General features: G+C 33.8%; 19 protein-coding genes. 5 read left to right on the plus strand and 14 right to left on the minus strand.

The genetic code is table 11. The features are described 5' to 3' along the window. Positions 1–33: 33 nt before the first annotated feature. The 5 genes from GIY83_RS03475 to GIY83_RS03495 form a co-directional block, all read right to left on the minus strand. The gene (locus tag GIY83_RS03475) at positions 34–2784 is read right to left on the minus strand and encodes an aminopeptidase (protein WP_208687086.1); all 2751 of its coding nucleotides are present in this window, start codon (positions 2782–2784) and stop codon (positions 34–36) included. Positions 2785–3087: 303 nt separating this feature from the next. Next, positions 3088–3816: a TIGR00730 family Rossman fold protein gene (locus GIY83_RS03480; RefSeq protein ID WP_065448388.1), complete on the minus strand. Its 729-nt coding sequence runs from the start codon at positions 3814–3816 to the stop codon at positions 3088–3090. Positions 3817–4338: 522 nt separating this feature from the next. After that, positions 4339–7170, minus strand: a complete 2832-nt coding sequence (uvrA, locus tag GIY83_RS03485; RefSeq protein WP_208684732.1) for an excinuclease ABC subunit UvrA — start codon at positions 7168–7170, stop codon at positions 4339–4341. A gap of 137 nt (positions 7171–7307) precedes the next feature. Next, positions 7308–7562 (minus strand): hypothetical protein, encoded by a 255-nt coding sequence (locus GIY83_RS03490; RefSeq protein WP_173970598.1) that lies wholly within the window; start codon positions 7560–7562, stop codon positions 7308–7310. A gap of 65 nt (positions 7563–7627) precedes the next feature. Then, positions 7628–7843: a hypothetical protein gene (locus GIY83_RS03495; RefSeq protein WP_208684734.1), complete on the minus strand. Its 216-nt coding sequence runs from the start codon at positions 7841–7843 to the stop codon at positions 7628–7630. Positions 7844–7968: 125 nt separating this feature from the next. On the opposite strand from GIY83_RS03495, the gene GIY83_RS03500 reads away from it, so the two are divergent. Beyond that, on the plus strand, positions 7969–8895 hold the full coding sequence (locus GIY83_RS03500; protein WP_208684736.1) for a YafY family protein: 927 nt from the start codon (positions 7969–7971) through the stop codon (positions 8893–8895). 98 nt (positions 8896–8993) lie between these two features. On the opposite strand, the gene GIY83_RS03505 is transcribed toward GIY83_RS03500, so the two are convergent. From GIY83_RS03505 to GIY83_RS03535, 7 genes are all read right to left on the minus strand, one after another. Further along, positions 8994–9626 carry an EcsC family protein gene (locus GIY83_RS03505; protein ID WP_229029201.1) on the minus strand — a complete coding sequence of 211 codons (633 nt, stop codon included), beginning with the start codon at positions 9624–9626 and terminating at the stop codon, positions 8994–8996. Positions 9627–9818: 192 nt separating this feature from the next. After that, positions 9819–10070, minus strand: a complete 252-nt coding sequence (locus tag GIY83_RS03510) for a hypothetical protein (RefSeq protein WP_208684738.1) — start codon at positions 10068–10070, stop codon at positions 9819–9821. A 169-nt stretch (positions 10071–10239) separates the two neighbouring features. Next, a complete protein-coding gene (locus tag GIY83_RS03515) occupies positions 10240–13236 on the minus strand; it encodes a histidine kinase (protein WP_208684740.1) in 2997 nt (998 codons plus the stop codon). Continuing rightward, positions 13220–13975, minus strand: coding sequence for a LytTR family DNA-binding domain-containing protein (locus tag GIY83_RS03520; RefSeq protein WP_208684742.1), 756 nt, complete (start codon positions 13973–13975; stop codon positions 13220–13222). Before GIY83_RS03520 ends, GIY83_RS03515 begins: the two co-directional genes overlap by 17 nt. A 72-nt stretch (positions 13976–14047) precedes the next feature. Further along, positions 14048–15832: a chloride channel protein gene (locus GIY83_RS03525; protein ID WP_194619730.1), complete on the minus strand. Its 1785-nt coding sequence runs from the start codon at positions 15830–15832 to the stop codon at positions 14048–14050. A gap of 76 nt (positions 15833–15908) precedes the next feature. After that, on the minus strand, positions 15909–17591 hold the full coding sequence (gene ggt / locus GIY83_RS03530; protein ID WP_208684744.1) for a gamma-glutamyltransferase: 1683 nt from the start codon (positions 17589–17591) through the stop codon (positions 15909–15911). A gap of 41 nt (positions 17592–17632) precedes the next feature. After that, complete coding sequence (locus GIY83_RS03535) at positions 17633–18217, minus strand: ACP phosphodiesterase (RefSeq protein WP_208684746.1); 585 nt, start codon at positions 18215–18217, stop codon at positions 17633–17635. 325 nt (positions 18218–18542) lie between these two features. Between GIY83_RS03535 and glmM the strand changes: the two genes are divergently transcribed. Continuing rightward, on the plus strand, positions 18543–19931 hold the full coding sequence (glmM, locus tag GIY83_RS03540; protein ID WP_208684748.1) for a phosphoglucosamine mutase: 1389 nt from the start codon (positions 18543–18545) through the stop codon (positions 19929–19931). A gap of 277 nt (positions 19932–20208) precedes the next feature. Here glmM and GIY83_RS03545 read toward each other — a convergent pair whose 3' ends face one another. After that, on the minus strand, positions 20209–21699 hold the full coding sequence (locus GIY83_RS03545) for a glycosyl hydrolase (RefSeq protein WP_208684750.1): 1491 nt from the start codon (positions 21697–21699) through the stop codon (positions 20209–20211). A 221-nt stretch (positions 21700–21920) separates the two neighbouring features. Continuing rightward, complete coding sequence (locus GIY83_RS03550) at positions 21921–22793, minus strand: lysophospholipid acyltransferase family protein (RefSeq protein ID WP_208684752.1); 873 nt, start codon at positions 22791–22793, stop codon at positions 21921–21923. A gap of 111 nt (positions 22794–22904) precedes the next feature. Between GIY83_RS03550 and GIY83_RS03555 the strand changes: the two genes are divergently transcribed. The 3 genes from GIY83_RS03555 (at position 22905) to GIY83_RS03565 (ending at position 25693) form a co-directional block, all read left to right on the plus strand. Further along, complete coding sequence (locus GIY83_RS03555) at positions 22905–23543, plus strand: rhomboid family intramembrane serine protease (RefSeq protein WP_194619711.1); 639 nt, start codon at positions 22905–22907, stop codon at positions 23541–23543. 52 nt (positions 23544–23595) lie between these two features. Then, a complete protein-coding gene (locus GIY83_RS03560; RefSeq protein WP_194619709.1) occupies positions 23596–24285 on the plus strand; it encodes an SIMPL domain-containing protein in 690 nt (229 codons plus the stop codon). Between the two features lie 208 nt (positions 24286–24493). Next, a complete protein-coding gene (locus tag GIY83_RS03565; protein WP_208684754.1) occupies positions 24494–25693 on the plus strand; it encodes an MFS transporter in 1200 nt (399 codons plus the stop codon). Positions 25694–26534 lie beyond the last annotated feature (841 nt).

The following is a 26534-nucleotide window of genomic DNA, read 5'->3' on the forward strand; positions in this document are numbered from 1 at the left end:
AATATCGCATGTTTTTCTTTAAAATTTATTCAATTAAAACCATTTTCTAGTAAAAAGATTGACTAATGTTTTTGGCGATAGTGTGATCACAAATCGTATTTTTTCGTTGTATTTATTTTGAGAAATTTCCCACCCGTTATTCGAATAAACAGGAAAGTAAAGCTCAAAATAATCCGGAACCAGATTTAATCTAATACCACCATCGTAGACAAAATTCTCACTCAGATGCTTGCTTTTCATAAAACCAACATCGCCATAAACCTCAATCCAGTTCCAGATCGAATAACTGGCGTTTAATGTTGTCATCCATTGATTGGCGTAGGCTGGCGCTATTTTTGACTTAAAACCACCCTCGGCCATAACATATTGCTGACTAAAAAATCCGGTACTTTCTGATCGTCCGTAAAAATTATAATCGAACATATAATCGGTTGGACGGTCTAAACCAAAACTAAAATAATCTGAATTTGTTGTGTTGTATAAAAAACTTCCGGCGTACAATCTTAAATTCAGTTTATGGTTATTTTCGAATAGTCTTCGATATTCTACTTCTCCAGCAATTTTGCCGAAGTTTCCGCCAAACTGAACATCGGTCATAAAACTAAAATGATCGATTAATTCGGTTTTAGTATTCGAATAACGCGCATTGAAAACAGAATAATTGGGTTTAGAATTATCGGTTATATACTGACTTGCTTCACGATTTACAATGACTTGTCGAAACATAATAAGTTGTTTTCGATTGTCTCTAAAATTCTCTTCGCGAATTCTAAACTGAACCATAGGATTCAATCTCAAATAAGTGGCATCAGGGGCGTAATGAAAATAATTCTGACTCACAGAATATCTCACATTATAAAGCGTGCTGTTTCTGTAATATTGATTATACACAAAGGCTGACGAACCTGAAATTGTTCCGGCCTTTATAGAATAGGCGGGATTAATATCAAAAGTAAAAGGTTTGTCCAGAATGGTTTTATTATGAAAACGAACCCCCGGTGTAAAACCATCATACAAATTATAAGTAAGAGTAGGGATGTATAAGATCTGGTTGTAATACGGATCTTCTAAGTCTTTGGCAAAATTAAATTTGATAGGACGATTGGTTATAACCAAACTTTTCAGCGATTTCCAGTTGTTTCTCTGGTTGTATTCAGGAACTTCATTATCGTAGTTTAAAACAATTTTGTCGGCATTTTTACGATCTAATTCATAAATAGAATCCGTGTTTTTAGGTTCGATCCATTTTTTAAAAACGACTTCATTTTTCTTAAGTCCGTAAACCGGGATCGGGACGAAATTGTTGGTTTTGTTCTTGATCTGAAACTGAACGCTGTCTTTTGTTCGCGAAACATTCGAAAACTTATAATCGATAATATCTCTCGAATCGATAATAGTATTAAAAAACCAATCGATGTTTTTATGACTGTTTTTAGTCAGGATTTTTTCGAAATTGTAACGATTGGTCTGCTCTGTTTTATTCAGTTTATAAAATTCCTGTACACTTTCAGGAACAATATCGTGATTCAGATAATCATCTAAATAACTCAGGCTTAATCCTGCGCGATATTTACTGGCAATTTGTTCGTTGAATTTTATCAGAGTATTCTTTGGGTCTCCAAGCGGCTGATCAAGATTTTTCCTGGCCATCAGCATATAATAATAACTGTATTGCTCGTTGAAAGTAAGATTGGTAATGTTATAGCTCTTAAAGAGTTTCATCTTAGAAAGTCGCCCAAGCATCTTTTGGTCCAAATGGTTTTCCTCCATGTATTTCATCATGGTATAAATCTGGATTCCATCATAAACCCAATTGTCTTTTCGCGGATCTAGTTTTAAACTATTCTTTAAATAATTATTCAGATAGGTTTTTAAAAAGGTAATTTCAAAGATAAAATCATCAGAAAACGGGCTTATAAATGAGGGTAATTGATTCAATCCATAAAATGGATTACGATCATAATCTACCTGAGAAACAGTGATTTTTTCGTGCGGATATTTCCCTATAAAAGCGCTGGCAAAATTTACAACCCTATTTATAATAATGGCTTTCTGAATTTCGCTTAGTTTTTTATTTTTAAGATTCGTAAGTACTTCCAGAGAACCATTGTCATAGCTTATAAAATTATTTTGCTTTTCGATAAAAAAATTAAAGTCGGTTCTGTTGGCTCCGGTAAAAAAATAAGTAGTAAAAGACGAACTCGTTTGTTCTTTCGAAACCAAATTCAGATCTGTAGTAATCGAATACTGATTCGGAATCTTGACGTTGACCTGATAGTTGGTACTCGCGTTGGCAATATCGTCTAAATTGTAATTGTTAGATTTCGTAAAACGATGATTTTCAAATCGTGCCGGGCTTAGGAACCAGTTTTTTAGGTTCATTCCGCCATTTTGATCAAAACCATAACGAGTAAATTTATCACTCGGAATTTTAGCAATGTAAACCAGATGCAAATCTATTTTCTCACCGGGATATAATTTTCGGTTCAGTTTTACAACTACAAAATCAGGATTTTTTTCGGTTCTTTCCCATTCAAGGGCCATATTATCTGAATCGGTCAAATTCAAAATGGTAGTATTTCCTCTTTCTGCAGCTTTCGCTAAATGAAAACCGCGATAAAACTCATCAGAAAATCTTTTGGCCAATGGCGTATTTTTCCCTGAAAATGCATTATTCCAATCGTTTAAAACAATCGAAATCAAAGAATCGTTAGAGGTATTATAATACGTAATATCCTCTCTTACATTCACTGTTTTAAGCTCGAGATTAACCGCCACCTCCATCTTAGATTGATGTTGCGCGTATTGTTTTATCGAACTAAATAAAACTAAAATAAAAAATAAGATTTTATAATATGGATTCAAGGATGGCTTAAAGATTAAGGGATATACTTAAAGTTACGAGCATAAACAGTTTTTGGTTTTATGTAAAAATAGCATAAAAAAAGCTGTTTTAAAAAACAGCTTTCATTTTTTGTAAGATTTAATGTAATTTAATCATATTGCAGATGTAACTTCATAATATTTTAAGTGTTACAAAACGTTAACTTAAATTACCTTAAATCACTTATATGGTGAAAAAAAATATTAGAAATTAGGACTTAAATCGTATTTCTTATAGAATTTATCTAATACATCAACAACTTCATCTTCAGTGTCAACGATCTTAAATAAGTTCAAATCTTCTGGGCTTACGGTATGCATTTTTTCTACCAAAACTGTTTTTACCCATTCGATCAATCCTGACCAGAATTCAACACCAACTAATATAATTGGAAATTTCCCGATTTTCTTAGTCTGAATCAAAGTAATCGCTTCAAACATTTCGTCAAGAGTTCCAAAACCACCTGGCATTACCACAAAACCTTGCGAATATTTTACGAACATTACTTTTCTCACAAAGAAATAGTCGAAATTCAGGTTTTTATCATGGTCGATATACGGGTTGAAGTGTTGTTCAAAAGGCAATTCGATGTTTAAACCAACTGAAATTCCGCCTCCTAAATGCGCACCTTTATTACCAGCTTCCATGATTCCGGGACCACCTCCTGTGATTACGCCGTAACCAGCTTTACTGATTTTATAAGCAATTTTTTCTGCCAATAAATAGTATTTATCGTCCGGTTTTGTTCTCGCCGAACCAAAAATAGATACACACGGACCAATACGTCCCATGCTTTCGTAGCCGTTTACAAACTCGGCCATAATTTTAAAAATCGCCCAGCTGTCATTTGTTCTAATTTCATTCCACGTTTTTTGTTTCAAACGGTCCTGAATTACTTTGTCCTCATCATTATCAAAATCTTCTAATCTCATTTTAGGTATTTTAATTATTTATATTTTTATTTAAGTTGTGTCTTTAATTTGATTCAAGTTGCCATCCTGAGCGTAGTTGAAGGAAGGAGCTATTTCCTGCTTTCCGCTATATCTTTTGTGGTGAACCCCACCGCAAAAGGATGCCGCTCCCATCGGGGCTAAGGCATCAGTTTTCAATTGAAACATTATTTTTAGCCCATAAAAAAATGCCAAAATCAAAAACTTTGACAAAAAGGGCGTACTAAATTACTGCTTTTTTCGAGAATTGTTACAGAAACGGGGATTTATTAATTTAAATGTAACATTTCTGTACGAATGTTTTTGGTTGGATATTCATTATCAATAAGTTGGTAGATTGAATAATGATTTCGATATTTATCAATATTAAACGGATGATTTTTATTCATTTTCACAACCCATAACCACAATCCTGTCATCCCTCGTTCTTCGGGATGACAGTAGTTATGGTTACTTTATGTGATTTTTTTTAAACGTTGAAAAGGTATTAATAAGAAAATTGCTCTATTCCAATTCCTTTTTCAAAAACTTTGCCGTATAGCTTTTTTTATTTTTTGCTACTTCTTCAGGAGTTCCTTTGGCGATCAATTGTCCACCGCCTTTTCCTCCTTCAGGACCAATATCAATGATATAATCGGCAAGTTTTATAACGTCCATATTATGTTCGATAACCAGAATCGTATTTCCTTTATCGACTAATTTATTGATCACGTCCATCAAAACACGAATGTCTTCAAAATGCAATCCTGTTGTAGGTTCATCAAGGATATAAAAAGTATTTCCGGTATCTTTTTTAGACAATTCTCCCGCTAGTTTTATACGTTGGGCTTCACCACCTGAAAGTGTTGTGCTTTGCTGACCAAGCGTAATATATCCTAAACCAACATCCTGAATGGTTTTTACTTTTCTATAAATCTTTGGAATGTTCTCAAAGAAAGGAACAGCTTCATCAACAGTCATATTTAAGACATCCGAAATTGATTTTCCTTTATATCGAATCTCCAGTGTTTCTCTATTAAAACGTTTTCCCTGACAGGTTTCGCATTCTACGTAAACATCCGGTAGAAAGTTCATTTCGATAGTTCTAACTCCTGAACCTTCACAGGTTTCACAACGTCCGCCTTTTACGTTAAAACTAAAACGACCTGCTTTGTAACCACGAATCATACTTTCAGAAGTCATCGTAAATAAGTTTCTGATCTCGGTAAAAACCTCGGTATAAGTTGCTGGATTCGAACGTGGTGTTCGCCCAATCGGACTTTGGTCAATATCAATTACTTTGTCAATATGTTCTAATCCTTCAATTTTTTTATAAGGCTGTGGTTTTTTTACACCGTTAAAATAATAGGCATTCAAAATAGGATAAAGCGTCTCGTTGATCAAGGTCGATTTTCCACTTCCTGAAACTCCGGTAACACAAATCAATTGTCCTAAAGGTAATTCAATCGAAACATTTTTAAGGTTGTTTCCTGTGGCTCCGGTTAGTTTTAAAAACTTTCCGTTTCCTTTACGACGTTCTTTTGGAATCTCCAATTTCATTTTACCGTTCAAATATTGAGCGGTAATAGTATTCGATTTCAAAGTTTCTGCAGGAGTTCCAATACTGATGATTTCTCCTCCGTATTTACCTGCTTTTGGGCCAATATCAATTACATAATCAGCGCGTTCGATCATGTCTTTGTCGTGTTCAACAACAATAACTGAGTTCCCGATATCACGTAATTGTTCTAGTGAATGAATTAGTTTTTCATTGTCTCTTTGGTGTAAACCAATACTTGGCTCATCGAGAATATATAAAACACCAACCAACTGCGAACCAATTTGTGTGGCCAGACGAATACGCTGTGCTTCACCACCCGAAAGTGATTTTGAACTTCGGCTTAAAGCCAGATAATTCAACCCTACATTCATCAAGAAGTTCAAACGATCTTTGATTTCTTTAACGACTTCCGAAGCAATCAAAAGCTGTTTGTGGGATAAATGTTTGTTTAAATCCTGAAACCAGATGGTCAAATCAGAGATGTCCATATCACATAATTCAACAATGTTTTTTCCGTTAATCTTAAAGAATAGAGCTTCTTTTTTCAAACGTGAACCATCACAAACCGGACAATTTACCTCGTCCATAAAATCTTTTGCCCAACGTTTTATGGTTGTTGAAGAAGTTTCATCAAACTGATTTTTAATGAAATGTGAGATCCCTTCAAAATCTATTTTATAATCACGTGTTACTCCTAAATCTTTAGAGTTAACAATAAATTTATCTTTTCCCCCATGCAAAATCATGGTCATGGCTTCTTGTGGAATTTTCTCGATTGGGTCCGTTATTTTGAAACTGAATTTTTCTCCAATAACTTCCAGTTGTTTAAAAATCCATGATGATTTGTATTCGCCAAGCGGAGCAAAACCTCCTGCTTTAATCGATAATTTAGGATTTGGGATAATCTTTTTTACGTTGATTTCGTGAACCGTTCCCAATCCGTTACAATGCGGACAAGCTCCTTTTGGAGAGTTGAACGAAAATAAATTAGGCTCAGGATTTTGATACGAAATTCCGGTTGTAGGGCACATTAAGTTTCTACTGAAATAGCGAACTTCATTGGTATCCTGATCCAAAATCATGAGTACATTTTCGCCATGATGCATGGCAGTATTGATACTTTCTGATAATCGTTTTTGATTGTCTTCAGTATCTTCAATCAACATTCTGTCAACTACAATCTCGATATCGTGGGTTTTATAGCGATCGAGTTTCATTCCTGAAACTAAATCCTGTACTTCGCCATTGACACGAACTTTGAGGAATCCTTGTTTGGTTATTTGCTGGAATAACTCGGCATAATGACCTTTTCTGGCTCTAATAATCGGAGCGAGAATATTAATACGTTTTCCTTTAAAATCCTGAATAATCAAATCTTTAATTTGTTCATCAGAATACGAAACCATTTTCTCACCAGTGTTGTAACTATAAGCGTCAGCACCACGAGCGTAAAGAAGTCGCAGGAAATCGTATATTTCTGTAATCGTCCCGACGGTCGAACGTGGGCTTTTACTGGTTGTTTTTTGTTCAATCGCAATTACGGGCGAAAGTCCGTCGATTTTATCAACATCAGGACGTTCTAAACCGCCAAGAAACTGTCTGGCATAGGCCGAAAAAGTTTCTACATAACGACGTTGTCCCTCGGTATAGATAGTATCAAATGCCAAAGAGGATTTTCCCGAACCTGATAAACCGGTAATAACCACCAGTTTTTCACGCGGAATAGAAATGTCTATATTTTTTAGATTATGAACTCTTGCACCAAGAACTTCAATAGTATTGTCTTTTTCTAACATAATTTTGAGCAAAACGCAAAGTTACCACTTTGATTTGTTCTTTTTGTGCTCGATAGCAAAACTTTGTGTTACAAATAGTAACAAAATAACGCTAGTGTGAACTAGCGTTATTTGTTTATTATTCCGGATTTTGAATTTTATTCCATTCCCAATCCTAAAGTTTGTAAAATTCCAACAATCCATACTATAGGCTTCCAAAGCACTATAAAACCTATTACTGATAAAATAGAGAAAGCTGACCAGAACCAAAATCCACCGTCATGTGTAAAAATGGGAAACCACTCATTGAGTAACATATAAATTCCAACTGGAATTGCAGCTAAAACAAATAAAATCCAAACGATGCATTTTATAATAAAAACAATAAAATTTAATAATAATTGAAATAACATAATCTTGTAGTTGTTGTGACTTTCGTCAGATTAAAAATCATTTTTTTTAGAAAGGAATAAGTAGATTAACTTTTAGAATCAGATGGAAATTTTTCATCATCTAAAGCGACTAGTAGTCCTGTAACTAATAATGACAGGCCTACACCAATAATGCCTCCTGTTTGTTGGTTCTTGTTTAAATGATTTGCGATTGCAATTCCTGCGGCACTTCCTGAAGTTACGATAGCACTTAAATTAGTAAAGTCCATTTTTGTGTTTTGCTTTTTGAAAAGATTTTTCATGATACTTGTTTTAAATTCGAATACGAAATTATAATCCGAAACTGTCAATTGCTGTCAGTGTAAAATAAAATTAAAAACAATGCAGACTGACAGTGTTTGTCAGCTTGGTTTTTTATTTTTGGAGTATGAAAAATAAAGAAAAGCCGAATTTGAATAACTCTCAAGTTTATCAAACCAAACAATTAGTAGAAATTCTGAAGAAGTCTCCTTTTGAGAGTATGGGAAATTTAATTAATTATATCAGCCCTAACAGAGAGAATAAAATAAGTGAGCGTACTTTTCATAGAATAAAAGCAACTTTAAGAGATGATTATGGTATTATAGTTAAATATTCGAGAGCTAATGAGGGATTTTATTTAGATGAAGAAAAATCGATTAATATTGAATCGTTTTTAAGTCATATGGAAATTCTGGCTACCGGTGAACAGATTTCCCATAATCTAAATGGTAATAATAATTCGTTATCATTTATTGAATTTGAAAATAGATCTGCAATAGAGGTAATTCCTAATTTTAAATCTGTTTTGGATGCAATACAGCAAAATTTTCCCATTAGTTTTATACATAACAGTTTTTATTATTATAAAGAAATAAAAGAGCAGGAATATACTTTAAATCCTTATTATTTAAAACAATATCAAAATCGTTGGTACGTGGTGGGTGAAACTGAAAAGGGCTATCGTACATTTGGTTTAGACAGAATAAAAAATATTGAAACAGGGACTAAAAAATTCAAATCGAAAATAAATGAAGCTAAGGAAAAATTTTCTCATGTTGTAGGTCTTAATACTATGGATCATAAATTACAAACTATAAAACTCTCATTTCACATCTCTCAAAAACTATATGTAGAATCCTTGCCTTTGCACAATTCTCAAAAGCAAATTAATTTAGATAATCATAAATCGTTTGATATTTCATTAAATATTCACCCTAATTTTGAGTTTAACCAGCAAATTTTAAAATATGGCAGCATGGTTAAGGTTTTAGAACCAAAATGGCTGGCGGATGAAATTAAGGAGGAATTGAGAAAGGGGTTTGAGAATTATTAGATTAAAGAAAAGGTTCAACTTATAATTAAATTGAACCTTTTAGTGAAATATTTTTTTTAAAATTAATTCGTCTTAAAAGTTAATTTAAAGAGAGTTATTTACTTATTTCCAATGAATGTACTTCTTGCAATATTTCCAACGCTATTCGTCGCAACTAAGTCAAAACTTCCTCCAATAATTCCTCCAATTAATGGAATTGCTTTTCCTATATTAACAACTCCTTTTTCTCCAAATTTCGTTAAAAGTCTAAAGCCAACTTTTTGATTAATTGCGGTGATAGTTTTTGCAGAAATATTTTTAACCGAATTTACTGCGATTTTTTGACCAACTACGATACCGATATCTTTCACAATGTCTTTTGCTCCGTTACCTGCTATGCATAAATATACTAATGATTTAACTTTATCATCTTTAATATCATGACCTCCAATATGTGCAATTGCAGCGATCATTCTAACTTGTACATATAAAACACTAGCAATATTCGCAGGAATAGTAACAGGCATTGCAATAATTCCTGGGATACCTGTTAAAAAGCCACTTGTACATGCCTTTGTATTCTGCCATCTAATTAACGAATTTACTATTTCTAGTTTTGTACCACCCTTAGCAATATAATTTTCAGCCATTTCTTGTGCGGAATCTAAACCGGGGATACCGTTTACAGCTTTATCATATGCGAAATCAAGTGTCCTCATAATTAAATTTTCCGATATTTTTTCTGTCGCCATAGTTTTCTAAATTTACAATACCTAAGTATTTTTTTAATAATTATTTTTTTGACAAATTAATGACTGCAAACTGCCATTTTTTGTCAGTTATAAATTGTTTTTGCATTTACCTAGATAAATCAATTTTTTCTTTAAGGGTTAGTTTTGCATTAATTTAATATTAAAAGATCATTTTATTTTGGATAAAACTATTTACAATGCCGGCGTATGTTTCCCTTTACCACTTTCATTTGGATGTCTGAAGCAAGAGTTTCCAGTTAAACTTGATATTGAAGAAGATGAAGTGCCGCAATATTTACAGCTATATTTTATTTTTTCAGATCCCTCGTAAAGTTTGTGTTTTCCTTTTCCTGCCCCAAGTGGATGACGGGAACAAGAATTTGCGATTAAGCTAGAGATGCTTGAACTTTTTGTTCCGCAATACTCGCAATAAAAATTAGGCATAGTAAAAATTTAGTTTTGTTAGTTTTCAAAAATAAATGATCACTCCTTTTCTAAGGAATTTACCTTTTAAAAACCCTTTTATTTTGCATGAAACTATCTTTTTGGTTTATAAACGAAAAAAGCACTTACCAAAATTTGATAAGTGCTTTTGAATTTTAAATTACAGAAATTAAACCAAAATTAAAATGGTGACGGTTGTGCCTGTATTTTCGGTAAAATCAATTTTTATAGAGTCATTTTTTAGGTCTTGTAATAATGAAAGACGCTCTTTGGTAAGCTGAATTCCTTTTGATTGATGGAGTTTGCTTTTTTTAGCTGCATTTGAACTCATGCCGTTGTCTATAATTTTACATTCTAAAAGTGTGTTTGAAATCATTTTAAACGAAATTATTAACTTCGGAGAAATACTCGATTCGTTGAAAGCATGAACAAAAACATTCTCTACAAAAGGCTGTAAAAGCATTGTTGGAATTTTGGTAAAATAAGTATCTACTTGAGGCGAAATTTGAATTTCAAAATCGATCCTATTATCAAAACGCATGTTTTCAATCGTAATGTAAGCCTCCAGATATTCTATTTCTTCATCAATCGTAATCTTTTGTTTTGATGAGTTTTCGAGTGTTTTACGAATTAACTTCGAAAATTCACTAATATAGAGCAGCGAGTTTTCGATATCATTACTTATTATAAAATCCTGAATGGCATTCATCGCATTAAAAGTAAAATGCGGATTCATCTGACTCAGTAAAGCCTCGAGTTTAGTCTCGGCAATACGACGCTGAATGATGGTTTTTTCATTTGATTTTCTTTTTATTCTAAGAAAAATATATGCGATTACTGCGGTAAAAACAATAATGAATAGAATAATGAACCACCAATTTAACCAAAACGGCGGTTGAATATAAAGTTGTAAAATCGTAAATACTTTTGATTTTCCTGCATTCATATCAAAAACTTCAATTTCTACATTGTAGTTTCCATAAGGTAAATAGGGTAGAAATAAGTTTGTTTTTTCGGTATACGGACTCCAACGATTGTTATTATTTAAGCGATATCTAAATTTTAATTTGTTAGGGAAAGGATGTCCTTTTGGAACAAAATCAATCGAAAATGAATTATGCTTATAGTCTGAAATAAGTTGCTTTGAGTTGTACCTGAACCATTTATAAGACGAAGGTTTTAAAGGAGCATTGTTTATGGCAATTTTACTGATCCCGATTTCAGAAACTGTTAATTGTGTGGCAATTAAACGGTTGAGATCTAGGGTGTAAAATCCTTTTTGAGTACCCAGCCATAATGTGTTGTCAAAGATTTGAGAAGTGGTTATTCTGCAATCCTTTAGACCTTGTTCTTTGTCAATAAGTCGTATAATACCATCTTTATAAATATTGATCCCTTTTTCTGTACCTATTAAAACATAGTCTTTGTAGGATTCAAGAAATAAAATAGTATTCCCAATAATTTGTTTTTTTGAAATTGTTTTAAGGATTTTGAAAGATTTTGAATCATCAATTATAAAAACATCGCCAAACTCAGCGGCTAGAATTAGTTGTCCTTTGTTGTTTTTTGTAATGTGTTTGAATTTTTTTTCTTTCCAGATTCCATCGGCTAAATACGATCGAAAGTGACCATTTTCATAAACATAAATTCCATTAAAAACAGATAAAAGATAGGTTTTATTATTGTTGGTTAAAATTTTTACGATGTATTGTGGCGTGTTTTTATTGAATTTGGAATAATGCGTATTTTCTAAAGTTTTTAGATTTTCGTAAACGCGAACTCCTGCATACGTAATGGTTTCTATTAATTTATTATCATAACCAAAACCAATTTTTAAACTATGTTTAGGCAGGTAATTGACTATTTTATAATTTTTATCAATTTCAAAAATTCCTATGTTGCTATTAATCCATAAAGAGTTTTGGTTTTTTACGATTTCATAAAACTCAATTTCATTTGTTGGAATATTAAAATTCAATTCAAAATCTCTTGATTCTTTTGATTGTTTAGTTAAGATTTCTTTTCCCTTTTTATAGAAAGTCATTTCAATTTTCTTGAAATCCTCAAGTGAAACAGAATTTGTAATTTCTTGTTTTGCATTTAGAACTTTTAATCCTTTGGTATCTAAAATCAATTTATCATGATTGAAATTTTCAAAATCAATAATTGATGTTGATTTGAATGGATTATAATTAATGATTTGATCTAATCTTACCTGATAAATTCCATTGTCGTTCGAACCAACATAAAGGATGTCATTAAATTTATCATATACTACATTCAACAGAACTTTAGAATCGATTCCGTATATGTTAGAGACATCTGTCATCTTATCATCTGCAATCGTATAAAGTCCTCCGTCTGGAGTATAAACGCCCCAGGCAGCGGCAAAAATGGTGTTTCTATTATCTTTTACAAATTGCCAGACAAATGATTTTCCAAAATTTATAGATGATTTGTTTCCATTTAAAATTTCATCAAAATCATATTTATTAATATATGTTTCGTTGCCACTGTAAAGTGTAGAACCAAAAAGGCCTAATGAATAGGAGTTCTTATGCAAGACAACCGGAACAATACACGGAGTCGGAGACGATTCGTCAATTTTAAATAAACCTTCAAACGTAGAAGTAAAATAGACAATATCTTTATAGGTAACAAAGGCTAAGGAAATAAAATCTTCTTTGTGCTCAGGAACTTTAGGCGTAATTAGCTTGTTTGTTTTTATGTCAATTATAGAAACACCTTGTTCTGTACCAACATAAATTTTGTTTTTGAACGGAAAAACTTTTCTTGTTTTATTAGCTAAAAGTCCATCTTTCATTGTAAAAACAGTAAACTTTTCACCATCAAATTTACTAATACCACCGCCATAACTGGCAAACCACATATTTCCGTCGGTATCTTCTGTAATATCCCAACAGCTATTATGACCCAAACCATTGCTTTCAGCAATAGTGGTAAAGATTCCGTTTTCCAATCTTGAAACGCCATTTTCAGTTCCTATCCATAAAATGTTTTTAGAATCTAAAAATAAAGAACGTACTGCATTATTAGGTAAGCCATCTGAAGTGGTGAAGTTTCTCGATGGAAAATATTGACCAAAAACAGAAGTTGTAATTAAAATAAAAAAGAGTTGCACAAAAAGCTTATTTGGTAATGGCATCAATAAGCTCTTTTTTATTAAATGATTTATCCGAAACGGGAATTTTATCCCCCGAAGTCATTTCGAGAAGAAATTCATCTGATTTGAAATTTGCCACATACTCCCGGTTTATCAAATAACTTCGCTGTACTTTTAGGAAGTTAGGTGACGAAACCAGTAACTCGCAAGTTTCTTTGAATGATTTTGAAGTATAATGTTGTTTATCTGTGGTGTGAATAAGAGTATACGAACCGTCTGATTTACAAAAAATGATTTTGCTAACCTGTATTACCTCAAAGCCGGTTTTTGTTGGGAAAGCAATTTGCTGTTTTCCTGTAAATTGATTGGCCATGTTTTGAGAAAGTAGTTGATAACGATTTAAAGTATTCTTTTTTTCTAAAACAAAATCAAGTCTGTCAATTGCAGCTTTAAAATCTGCGACATCAATTGGTTTTAATAAATAATCTAAAGCACTATTACGAATCGCTTCAATAGCATATTCTTTATGAGCTGTTGTAAAGATAACTTCAAATGGAATATTCTCGAAATGAGAAAGCAATTCAAATCCGTTTTCATCCGGCATCTGAATATCCAGAAAAACGAGATTGGGTGCGTGTTTTTTTATTGAAATTAAAGCAGATGAAACAGAATTGCATTGATCAACTATTTCAATTTTATCTTCGTAATAGAAATTACATAGTTTTTTTAAGAAACTGCGTGCATGCGATTCGTCATCAACAATAATTGCTTTAATTTTCATAACAGACTTTGGTGGTATTCGGTTGGTTATTTTTGGAAAGAAAATAGACAGGTACTATTTTTTTAATCAGTTTTATTCAATCGTCATAGAGCGCAATTTAGTTCGGTAAGCCTCAAGTGCAATAGATTTAGAAATGAATCCAAAATATTTTCCATTTCGTAAAACCGGAAGAAAAGCCGATTTTGATAGTTCGAATTTGCTCATCACAATTTCCATGCTGTCAGTAGATGAAATTGTAGCCAAAGGTGTTTTCATAACATCTTTGATTAAAGTATATTTAACTCGATAGTTATTGAAGATAATTTCCCGAATATCATTAAAATGAACAACTCCAACTAAATCTTTTTCATTATCAACAACTGCAAAAACAACCTGATTAGAGTGTGAAATAAGATCCACCAGTTTGCTTAAATTTTCATCTGGATGAACTGTAAGATAATCACATTGAATAATGGTGTCAATATCTAAGGTAGAGAGAATATTTGAGTCTTTATTGCTGGTAAAAGCATGACCTTTTTTGGCCAAACCTTTTACATCAAGAGAATATTTTTCGAAACGTTTAGAAATAGCAAAACTTATCGAGGAAACAATCATAAGGGGAATCATCAGGCTATAACCTCCGGTAATCTCAGCAATTAAGAAAATAGCAGTAAGCGGCGCGTGAAATAATCCGCTCAAAATACCAGCCATTCCCACCATCGTAAAATTACTAATAGGTAATTTTGATAAACCAATAAGACTGATAAATTTGGAGAAAAAGTAACCCAAGTAAGAACCTAAAAATAGGGAAGGAGCAAAATTACCTCCATTCCCACCGCTTCCCAGGGTGAGCCCTGAAGCAAATACTTTTACCATCATCGTGCATCCAACAAAAAGAAGCAACACCCATTGATTATTTCTAAAATCAGCAAACAAAGTATTGTCTAATAGTTTTCCGGGATCACTCTCAGATAAGGTTTTGATGCTTTCGTAACCCTCTCCAAAAAGTGTTGGAAATATAAAAATAAGTAAAGCCAGTAACGAAGAACCAATTAGGGCTTTTCTATAAGGACCCACTTTTAAGTGTGAAAAATAATGTTCGACTCTTTGAAAATTTCGAGCGTAATAAACGGCTATAAAACCTGTCAAAATTCCTAACAGAACATAAAAAGGGATATTATGATAGTTAAAAGCTTCTTGTTTTTTAAACGATAATAAAATAGTTTCATCCAAAACAATTGCCGAAACCAAAGCACCTGTTGCAGCAGAAATCATAATAGGGGTAAAGGCCGAAATGCTAACATCAACCAATAAAACTTCAATTGCAAAAAGAACCCCCGCAATTGGAGCATTAAAAGCTGCAGAAATTCCCGCAGCAACACCACAGCCAATAAGTAATGTTCTGTCTTTATAAGGTAGTTTATAGTTTTGGGCAAAATTTGATCCAAACGCTGCTCCTGTAATCACAATAGGACTTTCTAAACCGGCAGAACCACCTAAACCAACCGTAAGGGAAGAGGTAACGATTTGGGCATACATTTGCTTTTTGGGAATAATACTGGCTTTTTTTGCAACGGCATATAAAATCTGAGAAGTTCCTTTTTCGATGCTTCCGTTAAGAACTCTTTTTACCACAAAAACAGTCAGCACGATTCCGACAATTGGAAGAATACTGTTGATGAAACTAAGTTTTAAAATACCATTAATATAGGTGGCAAATGAGAAAACGCTATGGGCAAAAGTCTTAAGAACAATTACAGCCAAAGAGCATGAAACACCAATTAAAACACTTGATAAAAAAATAAACTGCTTTGGAGTCATTAACGATTGTCCTAAAGCGATGATGCTTTCTAGTCTTCTAAAATATTTTTTTAGCATTCTGTTTGTAAAAAGTTAGGGAAACTACAAATTTAGCTCATAATGTTTGAATATAAAATAAAAATCAGCAACTAAATTAAAAACCAACTGCTGTATCGTCTCCTCGGCAATCTGCTCCACCTTCCAGACTGTTATTTGGTAGAACTAATATACAGTCTAATTTACCAATTACAGGAGTTGTTTTCTCGTTGATTAAATATCCTTTTGCTTTTAGTTTGTCTATAGTATTTTTATCAAAAGCATTCGGTTCAAAAGTAATTAAGTCCGGCAACCATTGGTGGTGAAAACGCGGAGCATTTACAGCATCCTGCATGCTTAAATTGTATTGGTATACGTTTAAAATCGCTTGTAATACACTTGTAATAATCGTTGATCCTCCTGGAGAACCAACAACCATAAATAATTTTCCGTTTTTCTCGACAATTGTTGGTGTCATGGAGCTAAGCATTCTTTTTTGAGGCGCAATGCTGTTGGCTTCGTTTCCTACCAGACCAAACATATTTGGAGATCCTGGTTTGGCACTAAAATCGTCCATTTCATTATTCAAAAAGAAACCTAATTCATCACAGTAATATTTAGATCCGTAACCATCATTGAGTGTGGTTGTTGCTGCAACAGCATTTCCTTGCTCATCAACAATCGAATAATGAGTAGTTTCGGTGCTTTCGTTAAAACTTACTTTTCCTTCTTTTATTTCTGATGATACACTGGCTTTGTTTGTGTCGAAAGTTGACATTCTGCCTTTTAAATAAGAATCAGATAATAACCCGTTAATGGGAATTTTTACGAAATCCGGATCTCCCAAAAACTGACTTCTATCTGCATAAGCCCTTCTTTCGGCTTCAACAATTACCTGAATCGATTCCTCTGAGTTATGTCCCATTTTAGCCAAATCATAAGGAGCAATCATTTTCATTATTTGCGCCAGACATATTCCACCGCTGCTAGGAGGCGCCATCGAAGTAATTTTTAAATCTTTGTAATTAAATTGTAATGGCTCTCTCCATTTGGCTTCGTATTTCTCCAAATCTTTCAGCGTTATAATTCCGCCTTTTTTCTGAAGATAATTCACCAGGATTTTAGCCGTTTGACCTTTATAAAACTCATTTCTTCCGTTTTTTGCAATTCGTTTTAAAGTATTGGCAAGAGCCGGATATTTTATGGTATCATTTTCTTTAAAGTTACCCGCTAATAAGGTATTAGGGCCATTTATTTTTACAATCGCATCATGATAATCCTGAAGTCTTTTTTCCTGTTTTTTGGTTACCACAACACCTCTTTCTGCCAAAGCGATAACGGGTTTTAGAATTTCTGCCATTGGCAAAGAACCTAGTTTTTTATGAACCGCAAAAACACCGGCGATCGTTCCGGGGACACCAATTGCAAGAGCCGTTTCGGTACTTTTACCTTTTATAACATTTCCGTCTTTGTCCAAAAACATATCTTTTGTTGCTGCCAATGGTGCTTTTTCACGATAATCTAAAGACCCCACTTCGCCATTTGCTTTTCTGTATACCATAAATCCACCGCCGCCAAGATTTCCTGCGTACGGATATGCCACTGCAAGTGCCAATTCGGTAGCCACCATGGCATCGAATGCGTTTCCGCCTTTTTGTATAATTTCAGCGCCCACTTTAGAGGCTTCCTGGCGGGCCGAAACCACCATCGCTTTTGTAGCTACTAATCCGGTTGGTTTTGCAGTTTGCTGGGCAAAACTATATATGGAGATAAAGCTGAATAAGAATGCTATTTTTTTCATAAAAGAGAATCGTATTTTGTTTTTATAGAATCTGACGGATTCTATAAAGTCAGTAATTTTTGTTTTGAATGTGATTTGATATCTTCAAAAAAGAGTGTGAATTCCTGTTCGAATTCAGAATAAAACTCCACTAGTTCTGCACTTGCAAACTGCATCTTTGATAAATTTTTAGACCTTCGGTCCATTTGAGTCAGGATATGATGAATTCCTTCGACAGTCTGGTAGCTCCAAAGCCAGTTTTCCTGAATCATAGTAGGCATCAGGCGCTGCGTTTTCTCTGTTAAAATAGGATAATTTTCGTGTAACGATCTGTAAAATCTGTTGATGAATTGATCTAACTTTTCATCGGAATATTTTTCCCAGTTTTTGGCTAAAAAATGGTCGTAAACAATATCAACAATAACGCCTGCATAATGATGGTATTTTTCATGTAAACGTTTGGTGCTTTGTCTGAAAACATCATGCGAATCTGTATAAGTATCTATGGAGCGGTGTAAAATAATACCTTTTTGAACCTCTTGGGGAAAATGTTCAAATTGTTTTCCGCGAATTCCATCGGCCATAAAATTGCCAATTTTGATTAGATCATTGTCTCCGGACAAATAAATGTGGGCTAGGAAATTCATTTTTTTTAAGTTTCTAAGTTTCTGAGTGGCTAAGAAACTAAGTTATTTTAGTAAAACTATATTTTTCAAGCTACTAAAGTTCTAAGTAGCTAAGTCACTAAGTTTAGTAAAAGTATGAAAAAGTTTTTGATTTCGTTTTAGTGAATGATACAGTTTATCAACTTAGTTTATCCGGTACTTTGAACTTTTTAAAAGATGCTTAAGAATCTCAGGACCTTAGTAACTTAGCTACTCAGTAACTTTTTTTAAAAATTCTTAGCCCCTTAGTATCTTAGAAGCTTAGTAACTTTTCTATATTTGTAACTGGTAACCATAACTCATAAAAATGACTTTAATAAAATCGATATCAGGAATAAGAGGAACAATTGGTGGAAAAGTAGGAGATAACCTGACTCCTGTTGACGCTGTGAAATTCGCATCGGCATACGGTACTTTTCTTAAAAACAATACTTCAAAAGAAAAATTAACGGTTGTAATTGGTCGTGATGCAAGAATTTCCGGCCCAATGATTCACAATCTTGTGGTTAATACTTTAATAGGTTTAGGAATTAATGTAATAGATCTTGGACTTTCAACAACGCCAACAGTAGAAGTGGCTGTTCCTTTAGAAAAAGCAGATGGCGGAATTATCCTGACAGCTTCTCATAATCCTAAACAATGGAATGCTTTAAAATTGCTGAATGCAAAAGGAGAATTTTTAAGCGGAGAACAAGGCGCTAAAATTCTTGAAATTGCCGATGCTGAAGCTTTTGATTTTTCGGATGTCGACAGCTTAGGCGAAATTACCGTAAATGATGCGTATATGGATATTCATATCGACGAGGTTTTGAATTTGCCTTTAGTTGATGTTGAAGCGGTAAAAGCAGCAAAGTTTAAAGTAGTGGTTGATGGTGTAAATTCATCGGGAGGAATTATTATTCCGAAATTATTAGAATTAATGGGCGTTGAAGTAGTAAAATTATACTGCGAACCAAACGGACATTTCCCGCACAATCCGGAACCTTTAAAAGAGCATTTAACGGATATTTCTGAATTGGTAGTAAAAGAAAAAGCTGATTTAGGGGTGGTAGTAGATCCGGACGTAGATCGTTTGGCATTTATTAGCGAAGACGGAGAAATGTTTGGAGAAGAATATACATTAGTGGCTTGCGCGGATTATGTGTTGAGTAAAACTCCGGGAAATACAGTTTCCAATATGTCATCATCACGTGCATTGCGCGACATAACTATTGCACACGGCGGAAAATACGAAGCAAGTGCAGTAGGAGAAGTAAATGTAGTGGCATTGATGAAAAAAAATAACGCTATTATTGGTGGTGAAGGCAATGGCGGAATTATTTACCCTGAATCTCATTATGGGCGCGATAGTTTGGTAGGCGTGGCGTTGTTCCTGACACATTTGGCAAATAAAAAAATATCAGTTTCGGCATTACGCGCCTCATATCCCGAATATTACATGAGCAAAAATAAAATTGAATTGACACCACAAATTGATGTTGATGCGATTTTAGTAGCGATGACTGAAAAATATAAAAACGAAGATATCACAACTATTGATGGTGTGAAAATTGATTTTGCGACAGAATGGGTTCATTTAAGAAAATCAAACACAGAACCAATCATCAGAATTTATACAGAAGCTCCATCTCAGGAAAAAGCAGATGTTCTGGCACTTCGTATTATCGATGAAATAAAAGCAATTGCAGGAATTTAAATTTTTAGCAATTCTTCAATAAAAAAGCCTCTTTCATAATTGAAAGAGGCTTTTTTATTGAATGCAATCTAGGGTGGAAAGCCTGCAATTTGCGCTGTTAGGCACTAAATATTGGTAGAAAACATAAATGGATTAAATTTAGCGTGCCGTAGGTACGCAGTAGTTATCATTTTGTTGCGTGCCTGCGGCACGCCAACGAATTTTGAACCTATAGGGCTACCAATATTGAGTGCCTAATGGTACATTTCAACTCTTGGTTCGTATATTAATTAGAATCTTAGTTCTTGATAATTTTCAATGATTTTTTTACTGAACCATAACTAGCAGTTACAATATAAACTCCCGTTGATAGCAGTTTATCTCCAATTTTAATATCTTCATTGGTAAAATGAGTATCCGAAGAATAGCAAATTTGCCCTCTGATATCTGCAATTTTTAAAACTAAAGGTTCTGTATTTACTGATTTTATATGAAGTACTGACTGACTTTTAATAGGATTTGGATAAACCGTAAAAAAGTCTTGCTCAATTACCGGATTATTTACCCCTAAGCTTGCTATTGTAACATCAATATAATTAAAACTCATATTGTTTGATTTGAATTTAATTTTCAGGTAAACTTCTCCTTTTGGCAATGCAATGCCGTTTATAATTTTGTTCGTATAGATTTGTAAGCCACCAGTCGCCGGAAATGTTTCGTCTGTTTTAACGACAACATCATTTACTAAAATATCAAATTTACCCTGAGCTGTAGATGCCATCCTAAAAGAAAAATTATAAGTTCCGGCATTGTCATTGTTTAGCATAAATTCATTCCAGTCCCCATGGTCTATAGCACTTACATTTTGTACTGTTCCTGAATCTGTCGTATTTTGCAGGCTCGTTCCTTTTCGACGGTAATGTTTATTGGCGAGTATTCTGCCGGGAACGTTCATTTTTTTAGCAGTATAAGCAGTATTGATATATTCCAGCCCGATAGGTCTTAGAACACCACTTTCGGGAGCTAATAAAGGTCCTTCTGCCATATCTACCCATTCGGCGGGAACTCTTCCGGTAAACCACGAATAGCGATAAATATCCGGATCGTTTTCAAAATTAGTTATGATTTCTTTCATAAACGCAGTTTTTTGTGCTGCCGTCTGAACTACTCTGTTGGCAAATTCAGTTACCCAAACAGGTCTATTGTATTTTTTTAAAAGTCCGGTTACACCAATTACATCGCCTGAGGTTCTGTCATAAGTATGAAAGGCAATATAATCGACTTTGCAGGTTGGGCATAAAAGAAAAAACTGATCATGCCATGCAGTGGGGCTGCTATAACCTCCATAATTATTGTTCGGGTCATTAAAGGCTGGGGATGCGCTTACTATTTCGAGATTTTTGGCAGCAGCGACTCTCTCAACATTAACCCAATTATTTACAGCGTCCTGCGGAGTTAATCTCGCACCATCATTAAAGTTAGGCTCATTGTAGGCTAATAAGTATTTTGCGCCGGGTTTAATTCTGTTTATAAAAGCCTGTACATCGTCATCATTGATTTTTCCCCATGCCATGGGTACATATTCAACACCAATAGAGGAATAATTGGCATTGGTATCCTTTTCAGGTAAAGAACCCCAGTTGTACCACCACGAAACTCCTGGCTTTAGGGCAAGTAAATCAGCTGTTGAATGGTCTTTGTAAGCTATCCCTCGTTTGGGGCTTTGAGCGAAAATTGTTACTGCAAAAAAACAGGACAGTAAAAATGAAAAACATAATTTTTTTGTCATATTAGGATAATTTAGATTTGGGAAAATATTTATCACTTCAAATGTATATTGTTTCTGTAATTTATTCTTTATATAAGGTGAAGAAAAAATATTACAAAAACCCATCAAGAACCTTCTGGACATAGTAGTATACTGGAGATTCTTGTTTTGATCGTTTTATAAAATAAAAAATCCAAGAAAGTAACGGTTACCTTTTTGGATTTTAATTTTTTGATGAGTAGTTATTCCACCCGATGTTTCCATCTTTTATGTGTCCATAAATAATATTCAGGAGCTTCATAAATTTGTTTTTCTACTTCTCTTAAATACTTTTCTGTTATTTCGAAATTCTCGTAATCATTCGGATTGTCTGCAATTGGAAGAAAAGTAGCTTCATAATAGCCTCTCGATACCTTTTTTACTTTTACCATTACAACACTTAAATCGTATTTTTTAGCCAGCATTTCGGCTCCGGTGTGCACAGGCGCTTCAATACCCATAAACTTCATTGAATGAAAGATTCGGTCGAGTTTTGGAGACTGATCGCTTGCTAAACCATATAAACTTAGTTTTCCCTCACGCTGATTTTGCGCCATTGTTGGAATTGCTTTTCTGGTTTCGACCATTTCTGTTTTATATCTTGAGCGTATTTTTCGAATCAATTTATCAAAATAAGGATTAGCAAGCCTTTTATAAACCGCAATTCCTTGAAAACCTAATTTAGGGTTAATAGTTAACAGCCATTCGTAGCTGGCATAATGCGAAGCTACCAGAATTATACTCTTCCCTTTTTTTGCATAATCCTGCACTAATTCGATGTTAGTTACCTGGAATCTTTTTTCCATTTCTTCGTGGGAAATGGACATTGTTTTAATCATTTCTAAAAACATGTCACACATGTGATGATAGAATTTCTTTTCAATTTTTTTTCTTTCTGAATCACTCAAATGTGGTAAGGTAAGAGCCAGATTATCTCTCACTACTTTTTTACGATATCCAATAACCCTGTAAACCAAAAAGTACACAAAGTCTGAAAATAAATAAAATAGTCGGAATGGAAGTATAGAGATAAGCCAAAGTAAAGGATAGGCTAATATATAAACGAGAAACTGCATTTAATTTTTTTTACAAATATAAAATAAAAATGAATAACCACTGATATTTTGCTTCGACACTAACATATGTTTAAGAATGACTATATTTACAATTCACATTAAATGTTTTTTATGAATACCATTTTAGTTGGAATAATAGTGGCCAATGCTTTGATTAGTTATAAAGGATTTAACGATCTTGCTTTTTTTAGAAAATACGAATTTCATGTTGGAAGTATTCGCTCTGGAGAACAAATCAGAATGCTTTCGTCGGGATTTTTGCATGCAGATATCATGCACTTAGCGTTTAATATGCTTACATTATGGTTTTTTGCTCCTGTTGTAATACAATGGATGGGCACTTTTTCTTTTGTTTTAATTTACTTCGGTAGTTTAATATTCGGAAGCTTACTTACCATGTTATTTCACAAGAATGATTACAGTTATAGGGCCGTTGGTGCTTCGGGGGCGGTAACGGGAGTTTTGTATTCTGCAATATTATTACAACCCGATATGATGTTGGGAATTTTCTTTGTCATACCCATGCCGGCATATTTATTCGGAATTTTATATTTATTGTATTCAATTTACGGAATGCGCGCCAAAAATGACAATATTGGACACACAGCACATTTTGGAGGTGCTATAGGTGGTTATTTGATTACTTTGATAAAAGAACCTTCATTAATTGTAGATCATAGTTTGATGGTAATTCTATTGGCTATTCCTATTTTGATACTTTTTGTAATGGCAAAATTGGGCAAATTATAATATTGGCACAACTTTTGAAATTCCATTATCAAACAATTTAAATATAACAAAAATGAAGAAAGCACTATTATTTTTAACAATCATGTTTATGACTATGTCTTACGCTCAAGAAATCAAACAAATTCCTCAAATCAATGTAAGTGGGGAAGGAAAAGTAAAAGTAGCACCTGATCAGGTTTGTATTTCAGCAACTGTTGAAACAAAAGGGAATAATGCTAAAGATGTCAAAAAACAAAATGACGAGAAAATCGATGCAGTTTTAAAATTTATAAAAAAAATGAATATTCCTGCAGCAGATTACAAAACCAAACAAGTAGCGCTTAATCCTCAATACGATTACGAGAAAAAGAAAACAAGCTACAATGCTACTCAAACAGTAGAAATCATTCTAAAAGACTTAACAAAATACGATGACTTAATGGATGGTTTAGTTCAACAAGGAATTAACCGTATCGACAGAGTTTCTTTTGAAACTTCTAAATTAGTTCAACTAGAATCAGAAGCTCGTAAATTGGCGATGAAAGAAGCTAAATTAAAAGCAGAAGATTATGTTTCTGTATTAGGACAAAAAGTGGGTAAAGCTTATACTATTTCTGACAATACTCAGGTTTACCGTCCACAACCAATGTATGCTGCTATGAAATCAATGGAAATGGATTCAGCGGGAGCTCCAAACCAAACTTTAGCAATTGGAGAAATTGAAGTGACAGCAAACGTTAGTGTTAGTTTTGTTTTGGAATAACAAAATATATTTCAATTTTGAAAATCCAAATTCCAACTTAAAACTGGGATTTGGATTTTTTTTTACTTGTACTTTTTGAATTTAAGATGATAAACTTAATATTATCGAGGATAGAGAATATTGTAAAGAGCCTGCGGTACTTTTCATAAAAAAAGCTATTAGTTTTAAACGGGAGTTTTCATTATTTTTGCATTTCTAAAAAATCCTCATGAATTCCCCCGTAAAAGCCCTCCATCCCATTTATAATCTACAATTTGGATTAGTCTGTTTAAGTTCATTACTTTTTTCTGCCAGTTTTAATATGCTGATTCCTGAATTGCCCGAATATTTGAGTAATATGGGAGGAGCGGAGTATAAAGGATTAATTATTGCCCTCTTTACTTTAACAGCAGGAATTTCCAGACCTTTTAGTGGTCGGTTGACCGATACTTTAGGAAGAGTACCTGTAATGGCAGTTGGCTCTATTGTTTGTTTTGTCTGCGGTATTTTATATCCGGTTTTAGGGACAGTTTCCGGATTTTTATTCTTGAGATTAATTCACGGATTTTCTACTGGATTCAAACCTACAGCTACTGCGGCTTATGTTGCAGATATTGTGCCAAGAGAACGCTGGGGTGAAGCTTTGGGGTTGCATGGATTGTGCTTTTCTATAGGAATGGCTCTTGGTCCGGCTATTGGAAGCTCGATTAAATTGTATTCATCTATGAACATGCTTTTTTATGCTTCTTCTGTTTTTGCTCTTCTGTCTATTGTTATTCTAATGAATATGAAGGAAACGTTAAAACATAAACAACGTTTTAGCTTGCGTATTTTAAAAATTTCGCGAAAAGATATTATAGCTTTAGAGGTCCTTCCTGCAGCTATCGTAACTTTTCTTTCTTATATGGCTTATGGTGTTATCCTGACGTTGATTCCGGATTGGAGCCAGCATTTAGGAATTGCCAATAAGGGTCTGTTTTTTATGGTCTTCACCATAACTTCGGTAATGATTCGTTTTGGCGCAGGAAAAGCGTCTGACAAATACGGTCGTCTTCGTTTAATAGGGATCGGACTCTTTTTATTAATTATATCCTTGGTGATTGTTGGATTTTCAACATCGATTGCCGGATTTTTGGCAGGAGCAGCATTATATGGAGTTTCTACGGGAATTGTTTCTCCGGCTTTAAATGCCTGGACGGTTGATATGAGTTTCCCGGAACATCGTGGCAAAGCTATGGCGACGATGTATATTGCCTTGGAAGCAGGAATTGGTCTTGGTGCACTTTTCGCCGGATGGGTATATCAGGATGTGATTGCAAAAATTCCAATGTTGATGTACGCCAGCGCAATAATGGTTTTCTTATCCTTAGTGTATGTGTGGATTCGGTTTAGGAGAGGTAAAAAAAGCGATTTTTCACAACAACTGTAAGCTCGTATTTAAATCGTTCACTTATTGGTATTCTTATGCCAGGAACTAAGTCAAGATTTTGATTATATAACCCGATAGTTTCAAAGACTATCGGGTTTTTTATTTGATGGCTATATATAAGGAGAAGTTTCTGCTATAATATATAAGAGCAATTTTTATTACATAAAATACATAGACTAGCTTTTATTTTAATTTGTAATTTAAAAATTTTGTAATTTGAGTAAGGAACCTAATCCCGCTATCCATTCCAATCTTTTGTGCTGAACCCCGGCACAAAGAGATTTCTACTACTATCGGGGCTAGGGGAGTAGCTTTCAAAAGAAATTCAGTGCAATAAAGAGACTGGCTTCAGAAGAAAACCAGCTCCCAAAATCAAAACTTAGCGCCTTTGCGTCTTTGCGAGATTAATAAAGCAAGTCAAAATCCAGCTTTGTGTCTTATATAAGACTCACGGCAAACCAGAAAAACCAAGAAAAAACAAACCTTCGCGTCTTAGCGTCTTCGTGGTTCAACCACCCCAACCACCCAAAACAGGCAAAACTCCAAAGCCATCCAAAAAACTTCGCCTTGTAAAAAACACCAAACCAGTTACTTATAGAAAAGATTAAAAATAGTGAAGAAAAGCTATTGTTTTACTCAATAAAGAGACTACTTTTGCACCCGCAACAGCGATAGACGTTCACTGAAATACTGACAAGCATACGGGATCAAGGAGAAAATTTATTTTCAAAAAAAGATTTCAAAAAGCTTGTGAGATTTGAAAACAGATGTTACATTTGCACCCCGCAAAACACGGAAAGTTCATTGATAGATTGGTTAGGAAATGAGAGGAAAACGAAAA

Source organism: Flavobacterium sp. SLB02, from assembly GCF_009664855.1.
In the GTDB taxonomy this organism is placed as follows: Bacteria; Bacteroidota; Bacteroidia; order Flavobacteriales; family Flavobacteriaceae; genus Flavobacterium.

Excerpts from the sequence above, each read along its gene's own strand:
- GIY83_RS03475 (WP_208687086.1), bottom strand. The coding sequence starts at position 2,784 with ATGGAGGTGGCGGTTAATCTCGAGCTTAAAACAGTGAATGTAAGAGAG.
- GIY83_RS03480 (WP_065448388.1), bottom strand. The coding sequence starts at position 3,816 with ATGAGATTAGAAGATTTTGATAATGATGAGGACAAAGTAATTCAGGAC.
- uvrA (WP_208684732.1), bottom strand. The coding sequence starts at position 7,170 with ATGTTAGAAAAAGACAATACTATTGAAGTTCTTGGTGCAAGAGTTCAT.
- GIY83_RS03490 (WP_173970598.1), bottom strand. The coding sequence starts at position 7,562 with ATGTTATTTCAATTATTATTAAATTTTATTGTTTTTATTATAAAATGC.
- GIY83_RS03495 (WP_208684734.1), bottom strand. The coding sequence starts at position 7,843 with ATGAAAAATCTTTTCAAAAAGCAAAACACAAAAATGGACTTTACTAAT.
- GIY83_RS03500 (WP_208684736.1), top strand. The coding sequence starts at position 7,969 with ATGAAAAATAAAGAAAAGCCGAATTTGAATAACTCTCAAGTTTATCAA.
- GIY83_RS03505 (WP_229029201.1), bottom strand. The coding sequence starts at position 9,626 with ATGGCGACAGAAAAAATATCGGAAAATTTAATTATGAGGACACTTGAT.
- GIY83_RS03510 (WP_208684738.1), bottom strand. The coding sequence starts at position 10,070 with ATGCCTAATTTTTATTGCGAGTATTGCGGAACAAAAAGTTCAAGCATC.
- GIY83_RS03515 (WP_208684740.1), bottom strand. The coding sequence starts at position 13,236 with ATGCCATTACCAAATAAGCTTTTTGTGCAACTCTTTTTTATTTTAATT.
- GIY83_RS03520 (WP_208684742.1), bottom strand. The coding sequence starts at position 13,975 with ATGAAAATTAAAGCAATTATTGTTGATGACGAATCGCATGCACGCAGT.
- GIY83_RS03525 (WP_194619730.1), bottom strand. The coding sequence starts at position 15,832 with ATGCTAAAAAAATATTTTAGAAGACTAGAAAGCATCATCGCTTTAGGA.
- ggt (WP_208684744.1), bottom strand. The coding sequence starts at position 17,591 with ATGAAAAAAATAGCATTCTTATTCAGCTTTATCTCCATATATAGTTTT.
- GIY83_RS03535 (WP_208684746.1), bottom strand. The coding sequence starts at position 18,217 with ATGAATTTCCTAGCCCACATTTATTTGTCCGGAGACAATGATCTAATC.
- glmM (WP_208684748.1), top strand. The coding sequence starts at position 18,543 with ATGACTTTAATAAAATCGATATCAGGAATAAGAGGAACAATTGGTGGA.
- GIY83_RS03545 (WP_208684750.1), bottom strand. The coding sequence starts at position 21,699 with ATGACAAAAAAATTATGTTTTTCATTTTTACTGTCCTGTTTTTTTGCA.
- GIY83_RS03550 (WP_208684752.1), bottom strand. The coding sequence starts at position 22,793 with ATGCAGTTTCTCGTTTATATATTAGCCTATCCTTTACTTTGGCTTATC.
- GIY83_RS03555 (WP_194619711.1), top strand. The coding sequence starts at position 22,905 with ATGAATACCATTTTAGTTGGAATAATAGTGGCCAATGCTTTGATTAGT.
- GIY83_RS03560 (WP_194619709.1), top strand. The coding sequence starts at position 23,596 with ATGAAGAAAGCACTATTATTTTTAACAATCATGTTTATGACTATGTCT.
- GIY83_RS03565 (WP_208684754.1), top strand. The coding sequence starts at position 24,494 with ATGAATTCCCCCGTAAAAGCCCTCCATCCCATTTATAATCTACAATTT.